This window comes from Pseudomonas sp. Pseusp9 (assembly GCF_059491265.1).
The window spans coordinates 3,078,738-3,100,772 of record NZ_CP168500.1 but is presented as its reverse complement, the minus strand read 5'-3'; the positions used below and the strand labels follow the sequence as shown (position 1 = coordinate 3,100,772).

General features: G+C 53.2%; 18 protein-coding genes and 1 pseudogene. 10 read left to right on the top strand and 9 right to left on the bottom strand.

Features of this window, described 5'->3' with window-relative positions:
* Positions 1 to 4: 4 nt before the first annotated feature.
* The gene (locus tag ACEN8E_RS13905) at positions 5 to 1,438 is read right to left on the bottom strand and encodes an aldehyde dehydrogenase family protein (protein ID WP_495593116.1); all 1,434 of its coding nucleotides are present in this window, start codon (positions 1,436 to 1,438) and stop codon (positions 5 to 7) included.
* Between the two features lie 749 nt (positions 1,439 to 2,187).
* Between ACEN8E_RS13905 and ACEN8E_RS13900 the strand changes: the two genes are divergently transcribed.
* Positions 2,188 to 3,615, top strand: a complete 1,428-nt coding sequence (locus tag ACEN8E_RS13900) for an amino acid permease (protein WP_495593115.1) — start codon at positions 2,188 to 2,190, stop codon at positions 3,613 to 3,615.
* Positions 3,616 to 3,892: 277 nt separating this feature from the next.
* On the opposite strand, the gene ACEN8E_RS13895 is transcribed toward ACEN8E_RS13900, so the two are convergent.
* A complete protein-coding gene (locus ACEN8E_RS13895) occupies positions 3,893 to 4,528 on the bottom strand; it encodes a cupin domain-containing protein (RefSeq protein ID WP_495593114.1) in 636 nt (211 codons plus the stop codon).
* A 387-nt stretch (positions 4,529 to 4,915) separates the two neighbouring features.
* On the opposite strand from ACEN8E_RS13895, the gene ACEN8E_RS13890 reads away from it, so the two are divergent.
* From ACEN8E_RS13890 to ACEN8E_RS13860, 7 genes and pseudogenes are all read left to right on the top strand, one after another.
* Positions 4,916 to 5,968, top strand: coding sequence for an ABC transporter substrate-binding protein (locus tag ACEN8E_RS13890; protein WP_493182280.1), 1,053 nt, complete (start codon positions 4,916 to 4,918; stop codon positions 5,966 to 5,968).
* Between the two features lie 173 nt (positions 5,969 to 6,141).
* Positions 6,142 to 7,221, top strand: a complete 1,080-nt coding sequence (locus ACEN8E_RS13885; RefSeq protein WP_495593113.1) for an ABC transporter ATP-binding protein — start codon at positions 6,142 to 6,144, stop codon at positions 7,219 to 7,221.
* A 10-nt stretch (positions 7,222 to 7,231) separates the two neighbouring features.
* Positions 7,232 to 8,479 carry an ABC transporter permease gene (locus ACEN8E_RS13880; protein ID WP_495593112.1) on the top strand — a complete coding sequence of 416 codons (1,248 nt, stop codon included), beginning with the start codon at positions 7,232 to 7,234 and terminating at the stop codon, positions 8,477 to 8,479.
* 5 nt (positions 8,480 to 8,484) lie between these two features.
* Complete coding sequence (locus tag ACEN8E_RS13875; RefSeq protein WP_493182156.1) at positions 8,485 to 9,309, top strand: ABC transporter permease; 825 nt, start codon at positions 8,485 to 8,487, stop codon at positions 9,307 to 9,309.
* Positions 9,310 to 9,411: 102 nt separating this feature from the next.
* Positions 9,412 to 10,659 (top strand): aspartate aminotransferase family protein, encoded by a 1,248-nt coding sequence (locus ACEN8E_RS13870; RefSeq protein ID WP_495593111.1) that lies wholly within the window; start codon positions 9,412 to 9,414, stop codon positions 10,657 to 10,659.
* Between the two features lie 101 nt (positions 10,660 to 10,760).
* Positions 10,761 to 11,816, top strand: a pseudogene (locus ACEN8E_RS13865) (HAMP domain-containing protein); the annotation flags it as partial.
* A gap of 93 nt (positions 11,817 to 11,909) precedes the next feature.
* The gene (locus ACEN8E_RS13860; RefSeq protein WP_495593319.1) at positions 11,910 to 12,674 is read left to right on the top strand and encodes a methyl-accepting chemotaxis protein; all 765 of its coding nucleotides are present in this window, start codon (positions 11,910 to 11,912) and stop codon (positions 12,672 to 12,674) included.
* Between the two features lie 247 nt (positions 12,675 to 12,921).
* Here the strand turns inward: ACEN8E_RS13860 and ACEN8E_RS13855 are convergent, their stop codons facing one another.
* Positions 12,922 to 13,680, bottom strand: coding sequence for a response regulator transcription factor (locus ACEN8E_RS13855; protein WP_495593110.1), 759 nt, complete (start codon positions 13,678 to 13,680; stop codon positions 12,922 to 12,924).
* A 111-nt stretch (positions 13,681 to 13,791) separates the two neighbouring features.
* Here ACEN8E_RS13855 and ACEN8E_RS13850 point away from each other — a divergent pair, with 111 nt between their 5' ends.
* The gene (locus tag ACEN8E_RS13850) at positions 13,792 to 14,616 is read left to right on the top strand and encodes a carbon-nitrogen hydrolase family protein (RefSeq protein WP_495593109.1); all 825 of its coding nucleotides are present in this window, start codon (positions 13,792 to 13,794) and stop codon (positions 14,614 to 14,616) included.
* Positions 14,617 to 14,713: 97 nt separating this feature from the next.
* On the top strand, positions 14,714 to 16,039 hold the full coding sequence (locus tag ACEN8E_RS13845; protein ID WP_495593108.1) for an APC family permease: 1,326 nt from the start codon (positions 14,714 to 14,716) through the stop codon (positions 16,037 to 16,039).
* A gap of 79 nt (positions 16,040 to 16,118) precedes the next feature.
* Here the strand turns inward: ACEN8E_RS13845 and ACEN8E_RS13840 are convergent, their stop codons facing one another.
* The 6 genes from ACEN8E_RS13840 to ACEN8E_RS13815 form a co-directional block, all read right to left on the bottom strand.
* Positions 16,119 to 16,487 carry a histone-like nucleoid-structuring protein, MvaT/MvaU family gene (locus ACEN8E_RS13840; RefSeq protein WP_495593107.1) on the bottom strand — a complete coding sequence of 123 codons (369 nt, stop codon included), beginning with the start codon at positions 16,485 to 16,487 and terminating at the stop codon, positions 16,119 to 16,121.
* A gap of 230 nt (positions 16,488 to 16,717) precedes the next feature.
* Positions 16,718 to 16,927 carry a hypothetical protein gene (locus tag ACEN8E_RS13835; protein WP_495593106.1) on the bottom strand — a complete coding sequence of 70 codons (210 nt, stop codon included), beginning with the start codon at positions 16,925 to 16,927 and terminating at the stop codon, positions 16,718 to 16,720.
* A 145-nt stretch (positions 16,928 to 17,072) separates the two neighbouring features.
* Positions 17,073 to 18,404 carry an MFS transporter gene (locus tag ACEN8E_RS13830; RefSeq protein ID WP_495593105.1) on the bottom strand — a complete coding sequence of 444 codons (1,332 nt, stop codon included), beginning with the start codon at positions 18,402 to 18,404 and terminating at the stop codon, positions 17,073 to 17,075.
* 157 nt (positions 18,405 to 18,561) lie between these two features.
* The gene (locus ACEN8E_RS13825) at positions 18,562 to 19,407 is read right to left on the bottom strand and encodes an amidohydrolase family protein (RefSeq protein ID WP_495593104.1); all 846 of its coding nucleotides are present in this window, start codon (positions 19,405 to 19,407) and stop codon (positions 18,562 to 18,564) included.
* 28 nt (positions 19,408 to 19,435) lie between these two features.
* On the bottom strand, positions 19,436 to 20,716 hold the full coding sequence (locus tag ACEN8E_RS13820; RefSeq protein ID WP_495593103.1) for an MFS transporter: 1,281 nt from the start codon (positions 20,714 to 20,716) through the stop codon (positions 19,436 to 19,438).
* Positions 20,717 to 20,852: 136 nt separating this feature from the next.
* Positions 20,853 to 21,584 carry a GntR family transcriptional regulator gene (locus tag ACEN8E_RS13815; RefSeq protein ID WP_111453331.1) on the bottom strand — a complete coding sequence of 244 codons (732 nt, stop codon included), beginning with the start codon at positions 21,582 to 21,584 and terminating at the stop codon, positions 20,853 to 20,855.
* Positions 21,585 to 22,035: the final 451 nt, after the last annotated feature.

Genomic DNA, 22,035 nt, shown 5'->3' with positions numbered 1-22,035 from the left:
GAGTTCAGGCCAATGTGTAGGTGGTTTTGACGGAGGTATAAAATTCCTTTGCGTACCCACCTTGCTCGCGAGACCCATAGCTTGAGTTTTTGCGACCGCCGAAAGGTGCGTGGTAATCCACTCCTGCCGTCGGGACGTTGACCATCACCATGCCGGCGGTAGATCGTTGCTTAAAGTCCGAGCTGTGCTTGAGAGAAGTGGTGCAAATCCCAGATGACAAACCGAATTCGGTGTCGTTAGCCAGCGTGACTGCCTCCTCGTAATCCTTAACGCGGATGACACTCGCCACCGGGCCGAAAACTTCCTCTCGGTTGATACGCATCTGGTTAGTGGTTTCAGTGATCAGCGCCGGAGAAAGGTAGAAACCTGGCGTGCCCCTTGTCAGCAGCTCGCCGCCGTAAGCGAGTTTCCCACCCTCTTCCTGGGCGCTCTTGATGTAATCGCAGTCTTGCTTGAGCTGCGCCTGAGACACGACAGGGCCCATATCACAACCTTCAGACAGTGCGTGATCAACGTTGAGCGAAGAGAGACGCTTGATCACGGCCTCAACAAATTGATCGTGAATGCCATCCTGGACAATCAATCGGCTGGAGGCGGTGCATCGCTGGCCTGTAGAGAAGAAGGAGCCGGAGACCGCGACCTCAACTGCCTGATTGAGATCTGCGTCATCCAAAATAATGAGCGGGTTTTTGCCGCCCATTTCCAGCTGGACTTTGGCACCGCGTTCCATGCAGGTCATACCAATACTGCGGCCTGTGCCAGTGGAACCCGTGAACGTCAAAGCCCGTACTTTTTTAGACTTCGCAAAGACATCACCCACTTTTGAGCCGGGCCCCATGACCAGATTGAACACTCCGGAGGGAAGCGCACCTGCTCGAACAATAATTTCCGCCAACGCCCACGCACTGCCAGGCACCAGATCAGCTGGTTTAAAAACGACTGCGTTACCGAACGCCAGTGCAGGGGCGATCTTCCAGGCAGGAATTGCGATAGGGAAGTTCCAGGGAGTGATGATGCCGATCACGCCCTCTGGCTCGCGCCGTACATCTGTATCAACGCCAGGGCGAATGGATGCCAGGCGTTCGCCCGAAAGGCGCAATGCTTCACCTGCAAAAAACTTAAAAACCCTGCCGGCGCGAACCACTTCACCAATCCCCTCAGGCAGGGTTTTCCCTTCCTCGCGCGCGAGCAACTTACCCAACTCTTCACGACGCGCCAGAATCTCAGTGCCAATACGGTCGAGCGCGTCACTTCGCACCTCGGCGGTAGATCGAGCCCAGTTCGGAGCCGCTTCAAAAGCCGCATCAACAGCCATCGCAGCTTGAGAAGCATCTGCGCGCGCGTACTCACCGACCACATCATTAGTATCGGAAGGATTGATATTCAGGTTGATATCGGCGCCTTCGAGCCACTCTCCGGCAATAAAATTCTTATTCATGCATTCTCCCAGACACTAATATTTATGTAGGTGAACTGAAGGGTAAATATGACTTTTCGTCAGCGCAGATTAATCAACAAGCACTTAACAAGCTGAGCCAGCCACGCTTCGCAATAAAACCAATCTATGTTTTAGCTCTAATAAAATGATGCCAATGAACTACAGTCGAGCCAGTGAGCTCTCACAAACTATTCAGACTGCCGTGATGATGGCCTTGCATGCCTCTCAGGCACTGAATAAAACCTTACCCCCCGCCCCCATTACTGTCTACGGCCTAGCTGTGCCTGCAGTTCACACCCGGTATGAAGAACAAGAACGAAAGGGTGCAGCCATCGGGTCTAGACAACGAACGAGAGAACTCGCACTTAAAAAAAGCGGATTCAATATAACTACTTAGATGAAGCTCAAAACGCTTACTCAGATCTAAACGACGAAGTCCCTCCGCGCACGACATTGATAAACCATTAATAGAGCAAAAATTTAATCCTACGACGACTCGAATTCATGCCATCTAACATCCGTACCGATGTGCCTCTGCATCACAGATACCTCAAAGTCATCATCCATATGAATCGCTTTGAATGGCCTCTTCAAGCTCGTTCGCCCTCCCATCTGTGACGAGCATTCACACCGAATATGAATCGGGGCGACCTAATCTCCATGCACCATACGAAGTACCGTAGGCGGTCATGATCGTCTTGAATCGATCAATACAAGAAAAATTAGTCTTTGTGCCGAGGTACCAGCCGATGCGTCAAAACAAACAGTTAGCTAACGACAAGCTAGGGAGCGGCTTAAAAAGCAAACAGGTCACGATGATCTCTATCGGTGGTGTTATTGGAGCTGGCCTATTCGTAGGCTCATCCAATGCTATCGCCGCAGCAGGGCCTGCTGTTCTGGTTTCATACCTGATCGCAGCCGTCATTGTTGTTCTCGTCATGCAAATGCTCGGAGAAATGGCAACGGCGCGTCCTGATACCGGGTCTTTTTCTTCTTACGCAGATCAGGCAATTGGACGCTGGGCGGGGTTCTCTATCGGCTGGCTGTATTGGTGGTTTTATGTACTTGTTATCAGCATCGAAGCCATCGTTGCTGGCAATGTTCTGGGCGACTGGCTGGCAATCCCTCACTGGATGGCTGCGTTCGGAGTGACATTTGCACTAATTGCCTGCAACAGTCTCAGCGTCGGAAATTTCGGCGCGATGGAGTACTGGCTTTCACTCTTCAAAGTGTTCGCAATTGTCAGCTTCATCATTTTGGGTGTGCTGGCGATTCTGGGTTTTCTACCAGGTTCATCTACGAGCGGTATCGAAAACCTGTATGTGAACGGCGGGTTCGCCCCCAACGGTGGCGTAGCGATTATCGCTGCCTTGCTGACCGCGATGTTCAGCTTCCAGGGAAGTGAAGTCGTCACCATCGCGGCGGCAGAGTCCAAAGAACCGAAGGCCAATATCAAGAAAGCAATTCGTGCAGTGGTATGGCGACTGGGTCTGTTCTACCTCGGCTCCATGTTCGTGGTGGTCTGCCTGATTCCGTGGAACTCCCCTGGTCTAGCCTCCGGGTCGTACCAAGCCGTACTGGTAGCCATGAACATCCCTTGGGCGCCTGGCATTATGAGCATCGTAGTACTCGTCGCGGTAACCAGCTGCTTGAACTCCGCTCTCTACACGGCATCACGAATGGCCTACTCGTTGGCCCATCGGGGTGATGCACCCAAAATACTGTCTCGTACGACTCAAAGCGGCGTTCCCGTTAACGCAATAGCCTTGACTGCAGTGGTCTCCCTGATTGCGCTGGGAGCCAACTATTTGCTACCGAAACAGGTCTTCGAATTCCTCTTGGCCAGCAGCGGCGCCATCGCACTGCTGATGTACTTGGTCATCGCTGTCACCCAACTTTGCATGAGAAAGAAGTTGGTGGCGCAGGGGCAGAAACTCGAAGTGAAAATGTGGCTGTTCCCCTATCTTACAGTGCTCACCATCGCCTTCATTCTGGTCGTTTTTGGGATCATGGCAGCCTTCCCTGGCCAGCGCATTGAGCTTCTTTCGACACTAGCCCTCACCGTAGCGTTGGTTTGCATTGGCGTGTACCTACAGAGGTCGCAACCGGAGCTGTCCGCGAAGCGAAGCACCATGTCCCAAAAGGGACAAGCGCAGATAAACCGCGCCTTCGCTTAACTGAGCGATATCACCGTCTCACCCTCAGCTGCTGCCAGATCGACACTTTTACTGGCAGCGGCTTTTTTTAAGCACGAACAGCTCACCGCTATGGGCTAGGACGGAAGATTGTCTTCAGTGAGAACTCGGCATCCGAGCAAGAGTTTATCGAGTCGAAAGCTCCGAGCGGAGTAAGAACTCAGGGAAGGATGCTTATGGGATTAAGTCTGGTGTCTGCACGCGCAGCCAATTGGCGTGCGTGCAGCCAAACACCCGATAACTCAAGGAAGTAGATCGGTCAGAACGTTGGGGGAGAAACCGCGCTCACCACGATACAAACCTCGTCAAAAGGATTGCGCATGCGATGCGGGAGTCTGCTGTCGAAGTAGTAAGCATCACCCACCGAAAGGATTCGCACCTCATCCCCAACGGTCATTTCAAGCTTGCCCTCGATGATGATTCCGCCCTCCTCGGCCTCGTGGGAATAAAGTTCCTCTCCCTCTTGCCCAGTGTCAGCTCCAGGCTCGTACCGCTCGTGCAGGATCATCATGGAGCTGTTCGCCAGGTTCGCTCCCACCTGTCGATAGGAGAGTTTCTTGCCATCAGCAAGCTCCACCAATTCATCGGCCTTGTAGAAAACTGCCCGATCTACAACTGCTGAATCGGAAAAAAACACACTAAGGGTGACATTCAGAGGGCGTAGCAACCGCTTCAAAATACTTACGGACGGGCTGGATTTGTCTCGTTCGATGATCGAAAGCGTGGCATGAGGAACTCCGGCCTGCTCAGCCAACCCTCGAATTGTAAGCCCGCGACTCTGTCGCAATGCTTTCAGTCTCGCACCCACCGAAGCAGTCTCCTGGACTTCTGAAGGGGCTTCAGACGGCTCTTCTGGAGCATGGGGGTTTCGACTAATCGCCGATGTTTCTATCACGGTTAAATCCTCAGATAAACGGCACCCGAGGGGGCCTAACTTCAATTCGATGACTTGAACTGCCCACTCTCTTTGAAGCCAACACGAATCATACGCACCAATTTGGGTTGTTTCGCACCATGCAATGCACCCCAAGGGAAGCAAAGTAACACGATTTTAAGATCGCTCGTCCATGACAAAAACTCTTAGCCAGCTAACAAAAACCACCAATATCTGGCCATTTAATGCTCAAAATCACAAATTTTAGGCGTTAAGAAACAATCGCTTACCGTTTATCCGGGCGATTTAAGATTTTTTCGACGTGACAAAAATAAAACTTGCCTAGGTTATTTTCGAGTGGTAAAAATTTTTACCAACACCACACAACAACCTGCGTCGAGGTTTAAAATGCACAAGCCATGCCACGCTGTAGCAGCACTTGGATTTGCCCTCGTTGGGATTGCAGCTTCACAAGCTGCCAACGCCCGTGACCTCACGATCGTTTCCTGGGGAGGAAATTTTCAGGATGCACAACGTGAGATATTTTTCGCGCCATTCGGGAAACAGATCGGAAAGAACGTCCTCGACCAGAGTTGGGACGGCGGCGTCGGTGTCCTCGACGCAAAAGTAAAAGCAGGAACACCGAACTGGGACGTCGTTGAAGTCGAAGCCGAGGATCTGGCTCTCGGATGCGACTCCGGCCTCTACGAAAAAATTGATTGGGCAAAGGTCGGTAACAAATCCGATTTCATCCCCGAAGCCGTGAACGACTGCGGCGTGGGCGCCATCGTTTGGAACACCGGTTTGGCCTGGGACGGCGACAAACTGAAGGCCACTCCAACTTCTTGGGCCGACTTCTTCGATACCAAGAAATTCCCAGGGAAACGTGGTCTGCGTAAGGGCCCAAAATATTCTCTTGAATTTGCGTTGATTGCAGACGGTGTAAAACCAGCCGAAGTCTACAACGTGCTGCGCACTCCAGAAGGTGTCGACCGAGCCTTCAACAAACTCAACGAGATCAAGTCGAGCATTGTCTGGTGGGAAGCCGGCGCACAGCCGCTGCAAATGCTTTCTGCGGGTGACGTTGTCATGAGCTCTGCCTACAACGGTCGCATCACCGGCTTCAATCGCAACGAGGGCAAGCACTTCAAGTTCCTGTGGAATGGCAGCGTTTCGGCCATCGACTCGTGGACTGTCCTCAAAGGCAGCGAGAACAAAGCAGCCGCCATGGATTTCATTGGCTATGCCAGCAAACCTGAAAACCAGGCAAAGCTGCCTAAGTTCATCGCTTACGGCCTGACCAACAAAAACGCCAACCAACATGTACCGGCGGAGTTGAAGGCTGACCTGCCAACAACCCCAGAAAACCTTGCTCAATCGGTGCCTCTGGATGTCGAGTTCTGGGTCGAAAACACTGAACCACTGACCGAGCGCTTCAACGCTTGGATCGCCCAGAAGTAACCGATCCACCGAGGTTGCTCCTGCCACCTGTTACCAGGTGGCAGGTCAACTACCAGCAAGACCTAGTCCCAATCTGCGACTTGAACAAATAACGATTGCTTCTCTTTTTTTGAATGAATAGGCGGATGAGTAGCGAAGATTATTTCTGCCTACTCCCGAATGAGGGTTGCCACATGAATCACTTGGTCAGCTTCAAAAACATCCAGAAAACCTACGATGGTTTTCGGCCCGTCGTTAAGGATCTGAACCTTGATATCAAAGAGGGCGAATTCGTGACGCTGCTCGGCCCATCGGGCTCCGGTAAGACCACGAGCCTCATGATGTTGGCTGGTTTCGAAACACCAACACACGGCGAAATTTTTCTGAAGGACAAGCCGCTTCACAACCTACCGCCGCACAAGCGCGATATCGGCATGGTGTTTCAGAATTACGCACTGTTCCCTCACATGACGATCGAGCAAAACCTCGCCTTCCCGCTCTCCGTCCGCAAAATGAACAGCGTCGACAGAAAGGAAAAAGTTCGCCGTGCATTGGACATGGTGAAACTCACCGACTTCGCAAAACGCTACCCCGCTCAAATGTCGGGTGGTCAACAACAGCGGGTCGCGTTGGCTCGCGCCCTGGTGTTTGAACCCAAACTTGTATTGATGGATGAGCCACTGGGTGCCTTGGACAAACAGTTGCGCGAACACATGCAACTGGAAATCAAACACCTCCACAAGCAGCTCGGACTGACCGTCGTTTATGTGACACACGACCAAAGCGAAGCGCTGACCATGTCCGACCGTGTCGCGGTCTTCAATGACGGCGTGATCCAACAGATCGACAGTCCTGCAGCAATTTATGAAGCCCCGACCAAAAGTTTCGTGGCTCAGTTCATCGGTGAAAACAACACCCTGATCGCAACGTTTGTTTCCAGAGACGAAAGTCACACCATCGCACGCCTGGCTGACGGTAGCTTGATTCGGGCGATTTCGGTAGTTGGGGCTAAGCCTGGAGATCAGGTCGCGCTTTGCATTCGACCAGAGCGTGTTGTGGTTGGGCCGGCTGGCAGTACGCCTTTGACCGCTCGCATTCAGGATTACATCTACCTGGGCGACCACGTTCGAATGATTACTGAAATTGCAGGGCAACCGAACTTCATGATCAAGCTTCCTGCCTCGCAAATGGATAGCAGCTGGACTGTAGGTAGCTCGATTTCCATTTCTTGGGCGCCAGAGCACATTCGTGCCCTGGACGTGACCACACACTGAGTCGCCGATCATGAGTCAGTCAGCAGCAATTCTTTCAGGCAAGGCGGAAGCGGTAGATCTTAGAGCCAAGCTTAGAAAAGCCGAACGTTCATACAAACTGAAATCGCTAGCGCTCATCGCGCCACTGTTTCTGTTCGTACTCGTATGCTTTGCCTTCCCTATCGGCACCATGCTTACTCGAAGCGTGGACAACCCCGACGTGAATAGCGCCATGCCTGCAACAACACTGGCGCTCGAATCCTGGGACGGTACCTCGCTGCCAAGCGAGGGCACTTTCGACGCTTTGGTAAAAGACCTGGCTAGTGCAAAAGAGAGCGGTCAGATCGGGGCTATTTCCAAACGCTTGAGTTACGAAATCCCTGCTTACCGAACTGTTATCACCAAGACACTGCGCAAACTCCCGGACAGCACCGCAACGTCTAAGCGTGAGGCGCTGATCGCTGTGGACGGCGCTTGGGGAGACGTGAACTATTGGAAAGCTCTGAAGCAAGCGTCGTCGAAGCTGACGCCTTATTTCTTGCTGGCCGCCTTGGATCATCGTGTTGATTCCGCCACTGGCAGCATCGTCAAAGCAGAGCCGAACCAATCGATTTACTTGGATATTTTCACACGCACCTTCTACATCGGCGGCGTTGTCACCATCCTCTGCCTGTTACTCGGCTTTCCAGTCGCTTACTGGCTGGCCACTTTGCCAGAGGGCAAAAGCAATCTGTTGATGATCTGCGTTTTGCTGCCCTTCTGGACGTCTCTGATTGTTCGCACAGCGGCGTGGATCGTACTGTTGCAGTCAGATGGTCTGATCAACCGCTCGCTCATGTTCCTAGGGATTGTGGACGCACCTGTCCAGCTTGTTTTCAACAGGACTGGCGTAATCATCGCGATGACTCATGTCCTTCTGCCGTTCATGATTTTGCCGCTCTACAGCGTGATGAAAAGCATTCCTTCGAACTATGTTCGCGCCGCCATTTCTCTTGGGGCACACCCTTTCGTTGCCTTCTGGCGGGTGTATGTCCCCCAGACCTTTGCGGGTCTGGCAGCCGGCGGTTTGCTCACCTTTATTCTGGCGATTGGTTACTACGTGACTCCAGCGTTGGTAGGTGGTGCAGCGGATCAAATGGTCAGTTACTTCGTCGCGTTCTACACCAACAAAACCGTCAACTGGGGCATGGCATCGGCGCTTGGTAGCCTGCTGCTGATCGCAACACTGCTGCTCTATGTGGTGTACGGAAAGCTCACCAACCAAACCCAGGCGAGGTAATCGACATGTTGCAGCCTTACGCTTCCTCAGCAGAGAAACTGGCCAGGTTTGGATTGGTGTCTACCTCAATCCTTGTACTGCTGTTTTTGATTGTTCCGATACTGGTGATCATTCCTTTATCGTTCAATTCGTCGTCTTTTCTCACATACCCAATGGATGGATTCTCCTTCCGTTGGTATGAAGAGCTGATGTCGTCTCAAGAATGGCGCCAAGCATTCAAGAACAGCTTCATCATTGCTCCAGGCGCCACCTTGCTGGCGATGGTGTTCGGGACGATGGCGTCCGTTGGCTTGTGTCGGGGCAACTTCCCGTTCAAAAACGTGGTTATGGCCTTTCTCATCTCGCCAATGATCGTGCCTCTGATCATTGTCGCAGTAGGTCTGTACTTCTTCTTCGCCAAACTGCAGTTGCTCAATAGCTACATTGGATTGGTACTTGCACACGCGATGCTGGGTGTCCCTTTCGTAGTTATCACGGTTAACGCGACCTTGCAGGGCTTCAACACCAATCTGAGCAGAGCAGCTGCCAGTCTGGGCGCCCCGCCGCTCACGGTCTTTTTTAAGGTCGTATTGCCTTTGATTGCCCCAGGTGTGATCTCGGGAGGACTGTTCGCGTTTGCCACGTCTTTCGATGAAGTGGTGGTCACCCTCTTCCTGGCCAGCCCGTCGCAAAGAACGCTTCCGCTTCAGATGTTCTCGGGTATCCGAGAGAACATCAGTCCAAACATCGCGGCTGTCGCCACCATCATGGTCATCCTGTCCGTACTGATGTTGCTGACGCTGGAGTTACTCCGCCGTCGCAACGAAAAAATGAAGATAAAACAAGAATAAGAAGGCACGCGCAGCCTATTAAGGCTCGTTAAAAGCTACGTAAAACCCCTCTCGGGCCCAATACCCGGGACGGCTAACTACTGTCAAAATTCAGAGGTTTTTATGCCTAACTTAGTTGGTGATGTTTCCAGTGCTGCCCGTATCCTGCCTGATCTGAATGGTGAAAAGCTGTTCATCAGCAAAGGCAAAGGCGCGTACCTTTGGGATGACAAAGGTCGCAAATACATCGATACCGCGCTGGGCTTTGGTGCGGTATTGCTTGGCCACTCGAACGACTCGGTAAATGCTGCAGTTACTGAAGCATTAGGCGACAGTGCCGCGCCATCTTGGGCTCATGTCCGTGAGCATGGAGCGGCAACTGAACTGGCCAAACATACCGGCGAGCTCTCGAAGGTGATCTTCACTAACTCCGGTAGCGAAGCTGTGCACCTCGCCTGCCGTGCAGCTCGGGCTTATACCAGCCGTGGAAAAATTGCCAAGATGGCTGCCGGTTTCGATGGCTGGTTCGATGATGTCAGCTACGGCAACGTCACCTCCAAGGAAGCGAGCTTCCAGGACGGAAAGCGTCCGTCTACCGAACGTACCACGCTGATCCGCTACAACGATTTCGCAGATGTAGAGCGGCTATTCGAAGAAGACAATGACATCGCGGCGGTCATCCTTGAGCCGATGCTGGCCAACGCTGGCTGCATCATGCCATTGCCTGGTTACCTCAAACATGTGCAGGACATTGCTCATAAACACGGTGCACTCGTGATTTGTGACGAGGTTCTGATGGGTTTCCGGTTGTATGCCGGCCTGGCAGGGCTGCGTGAAGGTTTGAGCCCTGATATCGCGAGCGTCGGTAAAGCGATTGGTAACGGTGTTCCAGTTTCTGCGATCGTCGGCAAACCTCACATCCTGGCAGGCTTTGAAGAAGGACGTGTCCTTCGCGGGGGCACATTCAGCGGTAATCCGCTGGCATGTGCAGCCATGACGAGCACCCTGACTCAACTGGACAACAGCGACTACGAGCAGCTCATCCAACGCGGCAACGATCTGCGCGTTGCGGTTGAGGCCATTTTCGAATCGCATGGCGTGATCATTTCAACCAGCGGCTACGGGAATGTGTTTGGTGTTTGGCTGGGAGCAAAAACTCCGGTCACGTACGAGCAGGCAGTCGAAATAGCGAACCCTGCTTTCACCAAGGCATTGCACCTTGCGCTGCGCGAAGCGGGAGTGTTGATCATGCCGTCTCCGTATGGCCGCATCTACATTTCATTTGAGCACAACAGCATCGTGATCGAAGAAATGAAGGTCGCCTTTGAGAAGGCCGCTGCCAAGTTAAGCGCTGAATTCGCGAACGCTTGATCGAGAAAGGAGGCCTTCAGGCCTCCTTTTTTTTACCTGAAAATAGACCAGCTTCTGAGGGCTATCTCTTCGGCCATCCTGGATGTCTGGCGCTACCGATAATGTCGTTCGGACAAGGGATACCGATGAAGTCCAACCTTAGGTTTAGCCATAAAATTTTGCTTGCTGCGTCGCTGGTTGTCGGAACAGCCTTCGCATTGTTTACCCTTTATAACGATTACCTCCAGCGGGTCTCGATCAAATCGACCATTGAAGGAAACTTACGGGACATCGGAGAGGTAAGCGCAAACAACATTCAGAGCTGGATGGCGGGCCGCGTTCTTTCCATTGAAACCATGCTCCAGGCCATCGAACTCAATCCGCAAGAATCCAACGTCACTGCAGTGCTCTCTGGTGCGGCAGTGAGTCGTACTTTCAGTCTCACGTCACTAGGCACCCAGCAAGGTGCTTTTCTGACTTATCCGCCCTCAAAAATGCCTGATGGATATGATCCTAGAGCTCGCCCCTGGTACAAAAATGCGGTAGCCGCAGCGAATACAACTATCACCGAACCATACATGGACATGGTCACGAACACTTTGGTCGTCTCGATCATGGCACCGGTTTACCGAGACAAGGTTTTGATCGGTGTAGGAGGTGGCGACCTGAGCCTCGACGCTCTCGTCAAAATTGTTAACTCGCTCAATCTTGGAGGATTGGGGTACGCATTTCTGGTAAGCGGAGATGGCAAAATCCTCGTCAGTCCAGATAAGGATCAGGTCACCAAAAACCTTTCCGACGTTTATCCAAATCAGACGCCTGTCATCAATGACCGATTCAACGAAACCAAGCTTGACGGTAGTGACAGAATTATCAGGTTTATCAAGATCCAGGGGCTTCCCTCAGTAGACTGGTATATCGGCCTATCTATAGACAAGGACAAGGCGTACCAACCTCTCCGAGACTTTCGATACTCCGCATTGATCGCGATTGCTGTCTCGATAGTCTTGATCGTTTGTCTTCTGGGACTGCTCATCCGCCTGCTCCTCCAGCCACTGAGAGAGATCAGCAGCACCATGGAGGATATCGCTGCTGGCGAAGGAGATTTGACCAAGCGGTTGGCGGTAAAGTCGAAAGACGAATTTGGAGTCTTGGCCCTCGCCTTCAACCGCTTCGTGGAAAGGGTGCACGGCTCAATTACTCAGGTCTCCGCCGCTACTCAGGACGTAGCGCGGGTCATCCGCGAAGTCCTTAGCGCTTCGAACGACTCGATGGCAAACACCGACGAGCAAGCCAATCGTACCCATAGCGTGGCGGCTGCCATCAACGAACTCGGCGCAGCCGCTCATGAGATCGCCGGCAATGCAGCACAGGCATCCAAACACGCGTCTTCAGCACGTGTGCAATCGCAAGAAGGTCGAGAGGTCGTCGAGGAGACGATGAAAGCCATGACCGATCTCTCTGCAACGATTCGTACCTCGTGCACAGCGATTGAATCGCTGAATACCAAAACCGTCGGTATTGGCCAGATCCTGGCAGTCATCAAAGGCATCTCCGAGCAAACCAATTTGTTAGCCCTGAACGCCGCAATCGAAGCGGCCAGAGCCGGTGAAGCGGGACGAGGCTTTGCAGTGGTCGCTGACGAAGTGAGGGGATTGGCCCATCGCACTCAAGAGTCGACTCAAGAAATCCAGCGCATGATCCAGGAGCTGCAAGTCGAGGCCAAAGGTGCAGTAGAGACAATGACGGACAGCCAACGCCAAAGCGAAGGTAGTGTCGAAATCGCGAACCAAGCCGGGATTCACTTGGGAAGCGTGACACAGAGGATCGGTGAGATCGACGGCATGAATCAATCAGTCGCCAGTGCAACAGAAGAGCAGACAGCGGTTGTTGAATCTTTGAATTTCGACATCAGCCAGATCAACGACCTGAACCAGGCTGGCGTACAGAACCTTCAGGCCACGTTGCAAGCCTGCACAGCTCTCGACGAGCAAGCCCAGAAGCTGCAACGTTTGGTCAGTGGCTTCAAGATTTAAGCGTTCAGAGTCAGTAGAAAACTATCAAAAAACGGCCTGCCTCAAAGCATCTTGATGGCAGGTCAAAGCTGGGCAACTGTTCCTCGCACGCGTTGCGGGGCACTGTCTTCGCAATTTTCAATTAAGCGAGTCGGTAGGGAATTTGGGCCGTCCTTAGCCCAACCACAGCTTTAACGTTGGAAGAATATAGGCCTATCCGACTTTCCTTCGTCGCGCCCAAAGCCTTGAAAATTTGGTGACATACCGTTCAGGCGTGACTGTTTAGGAAGCTGGCAAAAAGCTCTGACTGGGTTTTGATGTTCAGCTTGCTGTAAATGTGACGCCGGTGTGTTTTCACTGTATCGACCGAGATTAAAAGTTTGTCGGCAATTCCTTTGCTGGAGTGCCCGCTCAGCATGAGCTGGCAAATGTCGAACTCTCGCGAAGTCAGAGCAGCCCTCAACCCATCAAGCCCATCATTCGGTTCAACACCTGCAAGATCTTGCCGCTCGTAAGCCATACGTTGCCTCATCAAGGCTAACAACCAAGGCTGCATCAGAGTCAGCCAAGCAACCTCTTCATCAGCAATCCTGCGATGAGATCCGAACGACAGGCAAACTAAACGCCGCTCATCCAAGCGGCAGTTGAACTGGATCTCGTCGGCTACCACATTCAGATGAAAGTAGCGTTGGTAGTAATCCGTGTCCTCAAAACAATCCGGCGCAACGTCCCGAAGCTGAAACAACCCACTGCGCGCATCTTCACAGTTCACACGGTAAAACGGGTCTATCAGATAGATACCGCCCAAGTAGTCTTGGAACAGTGGATCTGGGCCACCACCGGGTGCAGTAGATTCCGCCAACAAATAGGGACGGCCATCCTGAAAAAGAAGTGCGACCCAGTTATCGAAGTGAAGGACATCACCCACTCGCCTCACCACAGCCTGCCAGAAACCTGGCTGGTCGATGGATTCGATGAGAATGCCAAAAGCTCGGTGCCAGGCGATCTCTTGCAAAGTAGGGGTCATTGTCACTCCTTAGGATTACCTATCTCGTGCGATTACCGCGCGAGCGGCGGCTAGCCATAATACCGCAGCATCACAGGCTGAGGCCTGATCAATGTCTAGTGGAGATCATGAATGAATGTTGAGTTAGCCCAAATTACTGGGCGCGACGGTGATACCGCATACAACCTCGCTCGGGCGCTGAAAATCATCGAAACGTGCGCCAGCGAAACGGAATTATTGGTTCTACCAGAAACGTATCTGACGGGATTTCCCACCAAAGCCAACGTTGCCCAAATCGCTGAACCTCTCGACGGCCCAAGCGTAAAAGCTATCCATCAAGCGGCGAAGAAAAAGGGCATATCAGTGGCCGTGGGTTTAGCCGAAATTGACGATGGCCGGTTCTATAACACCACCGTATTGATTACCCCCAATGAAGGGGTCTCTCTCCACTATCGCAAGACACATCTTTGGTCGGGTGAGCGGGATGTGTTTGAGCCAGGAGACCGTATGGTCACTGGGATGTGGAACGGGATCCGGGTCGGCCTCTTGATTTGCTACGACATCGAGTTTCCCGAAACAGCCCGGGCGCTTGGGCAATTAGGTGCTGAGTTGCTGATAGTAACCAATGGCAACTTCGATCCGTATGGGCCAACGCACCGTACCTGCATCATGGCCCGAGCTTTAGAGAATCAAGCGTTTGCAGTCATGGTTAACCGGGTCGGCGGTAGCGATGACGGGTTGGTGTTTGCCGGTGGCTCTGCTGTGGTGAATCCTTTTGGTGACCTATTGGTTGAAGCAGGTAGAGAGGAAGCACGTATTCACATGTCCTTGGACACATCTTTGCTTGCTAAGGCACGGATTCCCTACATCTACGACAACGATCAACGAATGCGCTTGGACGGCCAATTCTGGGAAGAAGGTGAGCGCCGCGAGTTAATTATCCCCAAGCATAAATAGGCACTCCAACAACAAATAATAAAGTCCACTTCTTAGCAATATCTGCCGTATATCCGGCCGCTCCTGGCGGACGATAAAAACATAATCGGAGACGTCAATGGCTAACTTAAAACGCACCTTGTCGCTGAGCACCCTAGTGATTTTCGGGGTCGGGCTCATGACCCCTATCATCGTGCTTGGCACGTTTGGAATCTTGGCGCAGTCGAGTGGAGGACATGTTCCGACGGCTTATCTTGCTGCCCTTGTAGCCATGTTGCTGACGGCACTGAGCTATGCCCACATGGCCCGAGCTTTCCCCGTTTCTGGATCATCGTATACCTACGTACGCAAGGCGATCGATGCACGCCTTGGCTTCATGACGGGTTGGGCCATCCTCTTGGACTATCTATTCCTACCAATGGCGATATGGTTGATCGGGACAGCGTATCTCAGCTCTGCTTTTCCTGGGGTACCTGGGTTCGTGTGGCTGCTATCGTTTATTGGGCTGACAACGCTGATCAACATCGTGGGCCTTAAATTGGCCACGGCTGTGAACATTCTACTGCTGCTATTGCAGGTACTAATTTTGGGGGCGTTTGTGGTTATGTGCATCCACTACACCCTTGGAGACCCTACAAAACCACTTTTCAGCTTGGCGCCGTTTGTAAGCGGAGGCATTCAATGGCCACTGATCATGAGTGGCGCAGCCATCGCATGCTATTCGTATCTTGGCTTCGACGCTGTCAGTACCCTGACTGAGGAAACTCATAATCCAGAGCGCAATATGCCAAGGGCAATTCTTTGGGTAACCTTGATCGGTGGATTGATTTTTGTAGGCACCTCATATGTTGTGCAACTGGCTCAGCCATCGCTTGAGTTTGAAAACGTAGATTCTGCTGCCTACGAAATCGCGCGCAACATCGGAGGTGACCTGTTCGTCTCGATCTTCCTGATTGGATTAGTACTTGGACAGTTCACATCCGGCATTGCTGCTCAGGCGAGCGGATCGCGACTGCTGTACGTGCTGGGACGAGACTCGGTGCTGCCGAAAGCTTTCTTCGGCTACCTTTCTCCACGCTTTGGCACCCCAGTCTGGTGCTTGATACTAAGCTCAGTAGTAGCCTTGCTTGCTCTCAACATGGATGTGACAACCTCGACCTCGTTCATCAACTTCGGCGCATTTCTGACCTTCATCCTGGTCAACCTGTCTGTAGTTTTCCACTACTGGCGCACCGAAAAGCGCCGAGGGTTTCAGGCTTTTGTTCTGTACCTGATGCTTCCAGTCGCAGGAATGGTTGCTGATCTTTGGCTGATGTTCAGCTTGGATCACAAAGCTGTGGTGCTGGGCTTATCGTGGCTGGCGATCGGCTTTGTTTACTTGATCTTCCTAACAGGCGGGCTTCGTAACCAGCCGCCAGAATTGGTTTTGGAGGAGGCAATTTAGCCAGTCTGCTAAGCCGCCATTTCAACATCTATTCAACAACAAAGGGCCCTAAAAGGGCCCTTTTGTACTCAAACCAAGATCACTTGGTCAGCCAGGACTCAACGGTCGCGGAGCCGTGTTCAGCTTTCCATTCCTTCAGCGTTTTGTGATTGCCGCCTTTGGTTTCGACGACTTCGCCGGTGTGCGGATTTTTGTAAACTTTTACCTGGCGAGGCTTACGGCTGCCGGCTTTGGACTCAACGGCTGGAGCGCGACGGCGGCCAGCTTGTGGATCAAGTAGGTTGATGACGTTCGGCAGGCTGTAGCCGTATTCAGCCAGCAACGCGCGCAGCTTGGACTCAAATTCAATTTCTTTTTTAAGGCCAGCATCGTCTTTCAAGGCTTCGAGAGCTTGGAGCTGCTCGGCCAGATGTTTTTCGAGCTGACGGAATTCTGCAAGCTTAGACATGATAGATCTCTATGTAGTTAGTCTCCTAACAATACACCAAAAACAGCAATTTGAAATTAGGATAAGTGTCCTGCGTCATCTTTTGCCCAATAGTTTGAATCATGGAGGTGGCACGTACTCACCTACTTAGGAGCAGCAAGACGAGAAGCAGAACCTAGTTAACTTAAACGCTAACATTGTCAGGAAGCGAACGTCGTATGAAGCTCCCAACACCCAGCGCTCATACTGAATCACTTCGCTGTCGAGTAGCTTGCCAACAGATAAGCGATCCCGCTGTAACTAGCACCGCCCCCTTGCCAAAACTGTTTATTCAACACAGCGCCCAACCATACTGAAGCAAATGCCGATGACAGCACGGGTGCGACGTAGGAGGCCGTCGCCAGCAAGGTGAGATTTCCGCGCAAGATGCCTATGTTCCAGAGCGCGTAGCCACCCGCCATTCCTATAGCTGCGGCAACAAGCTATAGACTGCTACCCAAAGTGAGCGCTGGAATCACCTCGCTGCTGAACAGCGCTACATTTTGAAAAGTGGATCACAGGCAACGAGGAGGCCCGCCAATTCCAAGCCTCCTCAGCAGGAATGGGTTAACTGCTGACCGTAGCGATTTGCTTCGCACGACGGTTCTGTTTGCCAATTAGAAACACCAACAGTGAACCGATCGCGGTCAATGCACAGAGCGGCATCAGTGCGATAGGAAAACTCCCGGTCTGATCACGCAGTACTCCGATCACTGAACTCATGGCGCCCGTACCCAAGTGGGCAAAGGTATTGATCGCGGCAATCCCGGTGGCCAAAGTCGCCGGCGGCAGGGATTCGGAACAAAGTGCCCAGAACGGCCCCTTGATCGCATAGTTACCCATCAATACGAGCGTCAGCAATATCAGCGTGATGGTCAGGGAGTCCGTGAACAGCGTAGCCGCGAAGCTCACTGCAGTAATGGCCAGCGGTATAGCAGTGCTCTTAATCCGCTCCCCGCTCTTGTCCGCACGCAGCCCCCAGAAAATCATGAAAGCGGCGGCCATGCCGAACGGAATCATGTTCAGCAGACCTGTTTGCATGTTGGACAGATGGAAGGATTTCAGGATCTGCGGCATCCACAGCGACAGCGTATTGCTGGTTGCCGAACTGCCCATGTAGATAATCGAAAGTACCCATACATATTTGTTGGTAAACACGGCCTTGAGGGTGCTGGCTACGCTATGAACGGGCTGAGTAATTGTGCTTGCGCGCGTGGCCTTATCGTTGCTCAGTTGCTCGCTCAGCCAATCCTGTTCCTGCTGAGTCAACCATTTCGCTTCGCTTGGTCGATTTGGCAATACCTTCAGCGCGAGCAATCCCAGAGTGATGGCGGGAATTGCTTCAAGCATAAGCAACCACTGCCATCCCTTGAGGCCTGCCAGGCCGTCCATTTGCAACAGCAGTGCCGACACAGGTGAGCCGAGAAAGTTGGAGAGTGGTATCGCCACCATGAACAGTGCAACTATTCGAGCCATGTACGCTTTAGGGATGCACTGCGTGAGGTAAAGAATGACGCCGGGGAAGAAACCGGCTTCGGCTGCACCCAAGAGAAAGCGGGAAATCGAATAGGATATCGGCCCGACCGCAAATGCCGAACAGAACCCGACGATCCCCCAAGTGATCATGATGCGCGCGATCCACCGCCGGGCACCGAAACGCTCCATGGCCATGTTGCTGGGCATTTCGCAAAGTACATAAGCAACGAAAAACAGCGTGGCGCCGAATCCGAACGCACTGGCCGTCAGGCCGATGTCCTGGTTCATGGTCAGGGCAGCGAAGCCTATATTGACTCGGTCGATGTAGGCGATGAAATAACAGAGTACGAGAAAGGGAATCAGGCGAAACCCCAACTTGCGCATCGTCGAACTTTCAATTTCATCATTGAATGGCTTGTTCATGGAAACAACTCTCTTGTAATTGGAATAGGCTGACCCTGTGCAGAACTTCTCGATGCGGCACGAGAGGTTTGACTGCAACGTCACACTTCAAACTTTTTGTATGTTTTCGTTATAAACGGGTGAGATGAATGGTTATCTGCTAATGCACGCGTAAGTTTCAGCTTTCGCCTTTTGCAAAACCGAATAACCTTCGAGGTGCTTGCACCAGCAACGAATAACTAAGCTGCGTCGAACACTCCAGGGCTTGCAGCTGATCGATTACTGTGCCGAAGCCGATGCTTTGCTCATGCTGCGTGTGCGGCCAGTCGCTGCCCCATACAAGCTGGCGAAGGCCGAAACTTTGTTCCAACAGCGGTAATGCCATTCGAGCGAAATTGATGTTCTGTTGCGGCGTACCTCCCAAACGATAGATTCCTGATACCTTCATCCAGATCGACCCTTTCGAGCCCAATTCCAGTAACTCGCAAAACCCGGGCTGATCGACGCCCGAACGGGCATCCGGCCGGCCGAAATGATCAATCACCAACTTCAAGCCGAACGGCATCAATTGATGGATCAGTCCCGGTAGATCCTTTACCTCCCGATGCAATTCGACATGCCAGTCAAGATCAGCGATGTGGCTGAAAAACTCTCTCCAGGCACTGTTACGAAAATCAGGTAACGCCTTGCCCATCAGGTTCAAGCGAACGCCGACCACGCCCAGGTGATCCATCTCATCCAACATCGCGCGACTGACGCCTGGCTCCAGCACCACGACGCCTCGCAACTGCTCCGGCGCTTGCCTCAACGCCGCCAGCAGGTAGCTATTGTCGGTACCGAGAAAGCTCGGCTGCACCAATACGCCATGACTCAAACCATGGTTACCCAGGTGGTTCAGATACTCGGCAAGCGGAGCATCGTAGTCAGGAGCGTAGCGCCGTGTAGCGGCTAGGCTTAGTCCCCGACTAAAGACATGCGCATGGGAATCGATGCCAGTGATCGATGTTGAACAGGTATCAGACATGGGTTTCATCTATCGCAAGTAAGGATCATCACGCTCGGGCGCTCTCGCCGTTAACCGGGACGGATGAGGTTGTGGCTTCGAGACTGCGACCACGGGTTTCCGGCAGGCAGAGGGCCGCGACTACCGCCACGCCATAGGCGATCCCGGCGTCGATGCCAATGGCCGAGCCCAGCGACATGGAGTCACTCATATGGCCGACCAGAAACGGGAACACCGCAGAGAGCACTCGGCCGAAGTTGTAGCAAAACCCCACGCCAGCACCGCGCACATCCGCCGGGTACAGCTCATTGAACAGTGCACCGAGGCTGGCCGGAATGCCCGCCGCGAAAAAGCCAAGCGGAAAACCGAGGAACAGCATTTGGGTATTGGTCAGAGGCAGGAACACGTAGCACTGCACGGTAACCACACAGCACAGGGCGAACAGCACGATGTTTTTGCGGCGGCCAATGCGGTCGATCAACAATCCGCTGACGACGCAGCCACACCAGAAGGCAAAGATGATCACGGCCAGGTAGCCGCCGGAATTCAGCACCGACAGGTTGCGTTCGGTCTTGAGGAATGTCGGCAGCCACGTCATCACGGCGTGGTATCCGCCGTGTGCGCCCAGGCCCAACAACCCGCCGAACAGCGTTACGCGGATCAGCTCAGGACGGAAAATACCGGCAAGGGATTTGAAGAAACTCTGAGGAATGGCGTGTTCTTTCTGCAAACGCTGGAAGCTGTCGGGCTCCTCGACATTGCGGCGTACCCAGAGGATCAGGAATGACGGCAGCAGGCCTACGATAAACATCACACGCCAGGCCATGTCTTGCGGTACGAACGTATAAATCAGTGCAAATACCCCGACCGCCAGGCCCCAACCGACGGCCCAGGCACTTTGCACGGTGCCCATCACTTTGCCGCGATATTTCGGGTTGATGGTTTCGGCCATCAGTACCGCGCCGGCGGCCCACTCACCGCCAATACCGAAGCCTTGCAGTGCCTTGACCATCAGCAACTGATGGAACCCGGTGACGAAGGCGGACAGAAAGGTGAAGAAAGAGAACCACAAAATCATCCACTGCAACGTACGCACCCGGCCGTAGCGGTCGGACAACGTCCCCCCTACCCATCCGCCGATGGCCGAAGTGACTAGCGTGACGCCGCTGATCAGCCCGGCATCGCCCTTGGTCAGTGCGAACGCAGCGATCAACGCCGGAATGGCCAGGCCGAACATTTGTACTTCCAGAGCATCCAGCGACCATCCGCCGAAGCAGGCCCAAAACGTTTTGCGCTCCCGAGGAGTGACTTGGCGATACCAGCTGAACATGATTTCTTATCCTTATAAGTGAAACGTGAGGCAGCCGAAAGCGAACCGCGCCGCTAAGAGGCCAGGCATGGCAAGCAAGACGATGAAGACGGCGCAGATCAGGCGCCGATGAGCGATCCGCTATTGAGGCAAGGCGCTAGCGAATATCCACGCTGTAACGGAAATGCTCGGCATGCCCACGGGAGCGACGCCATTCCAGAGGCGTCCCGGCGTAGTCACGCGCCAGACGCTCGATCACGACCACGGGACTGTTGACCGGTACTTGCAGCAATCGCGCATGCACGTCGTTTACAGACTCGGCAGTGAGTGTTTCTTCGGCAGAGGCGACGACCTGACCGCAGACCTCTTCGTAAATCGGGTAAAGCAATGGCCCTTTTCGGCTTAGGTCAATTTCCAGCAGCGGCTGAAACCGGCTGCGAGGAAGCCAGATTTCTTCGGCAAGTACCGGCTGAACATCGAGAAGACGTACGCGAACAATGCGAATAACCGGTGCGTCAATTGGCAGGCCTAACGTTTGGGCCACCGCCGAGGGTGCGGCCACCGGCTCAATCGACAAGATGCGACTCTCCGGCACCTGGCGTTCGCCCGCGGCAGTCTGGAAGCGGAAAAATCGGAACAGCGAAGATTGAAACTGAGGTCGGCGAACGAAAGTGCCTCGACCTTGCTGACGCTCCAGAACGCCCTCACTGACCAGCGCGTCAACCGCTTTGCGTACGGTGCCAGTGGACAGTTGGTACTCCGCTGAAAGTGCAGCCTCGGTGGGAATGGCCTCCCCGGGACGCCAACGATTGTTGGCAATCTGTTCAGCCAACTGATCTCGCAGGCGCTGATAAAGCGGTAGCCGGACATCACTGGATAAGGAGTTCATCGACTTTATTCACCTTGTTATCTAGTCATATATATGAATCTTGAGGCGAGTATTCTCCTGATGCATTTTTCTGTCAACAAGGGTTGCTGATCTCGCTGACGAAAGGTGGGTGAGCCCAGGTCAACTGGAATGACCCACTGCCTCAATCCGAGTGAGCCCTAACCGCTCAACCGGTTCTAGAATCTCCTCTGGCGTCGCGTCCTTAGCGGGCATGATCAGGCTGTGTTCTCCATCCCCGAAATGCAGCTGCAGCATCGCGTCGCCGCCTCATACGATGTGCGTTCAGCCGCAATGCATTCGCCCTTTCGCGCCAGCGCCTACCAGCGCCACGGGACATCTTTCCAACCTGTCTAATTTTCAGCTGATTGGTCGCCCTCTCATGACAGACGGCTACGCCTTTACTTTACAGTTCGTCTAGTTCTGGATAATGTGTCTGAACGAATTGTCGTAC

What these genes read in the sequence shown, in the direction of transcription:
- ACEN8E_RS13905 (WP_495593116.1), bottom strand. Translation starts at nt 1,438, where the DNA reads ATGAATAAGAATTTTATTGCCGGAGAGTGGCTCGAAGGCGCCGATATC.
- ACEN8E_RS13900 (WP_495593115.1), top strand. Translation starts at nt 2,188, where the DNA reads ATGCGTCAAAACAAACAGTTAGCTAACGACAAGCTAGGGAGCGGCTTA.
- ACEN8E_RS13890 (WP_493182280.1), top strand. Translation starts at nt 4,916, where the DNA reads ATGCACAAGCCATGCCACGCTGTAGCAGCACTTGGATTTGCCCTCGTT.
- ACEN8E_RS13885 (WP_495593113.1), top strand. Translation starts at nt 6,142, where the DNA reads ATGAATCACTTGGTCAGCTTCAAAAACATCCAGAAAACCTACGATGGT.
- ACEN8E_RS13880 (WP_495593112.1), top strand. Translation starts at nt 7,232, where the DNA reads ATGAGTCAGTCAGCAGCAATTCTTTCAGGCAAGGCGGAAGCGGTAGAT.
- ACEN8E_RS13875 (WP_493182156.1), top strand. Translation starts at nt 8,485, where the DNA reads ATGTTGCAGCCTTACGCTTCCTCAGCAGAGAAACTGGCCAGGTTTGGA.
- ACEN8E_RS13870 (WP_495593111.1), top strand. Translation starts at nt 9,412, where the DNA reads ATGCCTAACTTAGTTGGTGATGTTTCCAGTGCTGCCCGTATCCTGCCT.
- ACEN8E_RS13860 (WP_495593319.1), top strand. Translation starts at nt 11,910, where the DNA reads ATGGCAAACACCGACGAGCAAGCCAATCGTACCCATAGCGTGGCGGCT.
- ACEN8E_RS13855 (WP_495593110.1), bottom strand. Translation starts at nt 13,680, where the DNA reads ATGACCCCTACTTTGCAAGAGATCGCCTGGCACCGAGCTTTTGGCATT.
- ACEN8E_RS13850 (WP_495593109.1), top strand. Translation starts at nt 13,792, where the DNA reads ATGAATGTTGAGTTAGCCCAAATTACTGGGCGCGACGGTGATACCGCA.
- ACEN8E_RS13845 (WP_495593108.1), top strand. Translation starts at nt 14,714, where the DNA reads ATGGCTAACTTAAAACGCACCTTGTCGCTGAGCACCCTAGTGATTTTC.
- ACEN8E_RS13840 (WP_495593107.1), bottom strand. Translation starts at nt 16,487, where the DNA reads ATGTCTAAGCTTGCAGAATTCCGTCAGCTCGAAAAACATCTGGCCGAG.
- ACEN8E_RS13835 (WP_495593106.1), bottom strand. Translation starts at nt 16,927, where the DNA reads ATGGCGGGTGGCTACGCGCTCTGGAACATAGGCATCTTGCGCGGAAAT.
- ACEN8E_RS13830 (WP_495593105.1), bottom strand. Translation starts at nt 18,404, where the DNA reads ATGAACAAGCCATTCAATGATGAAATTGAAAGTTCGACGATGCGCAAG.
- ACEN8E_RS13825 (WP_495593104.1), bottom strand. Translation starts at nt 19,407, where the DNA reads ATGTCTGATACCTGTTCAACATCGATCACTGGCATCGATTCCCATGCG.
- ACEN8E_RS13820 (WP_495593103.1), bottom strand. Translation starts at nt 20,716, where the DNA reads ATGTTCAGCTGGTATCGCCAAGTCACTCCTCGGGAGCGCAAAACGTTT.
- ACEN8E_RS13815 (WP_111453331.1), bottom strand. Translation starts at nt 21,584, where the DNA reads ATGAACTCCTTATCCAGTGATGTCCGGCTACCGCTTTATCAGCGCCTG.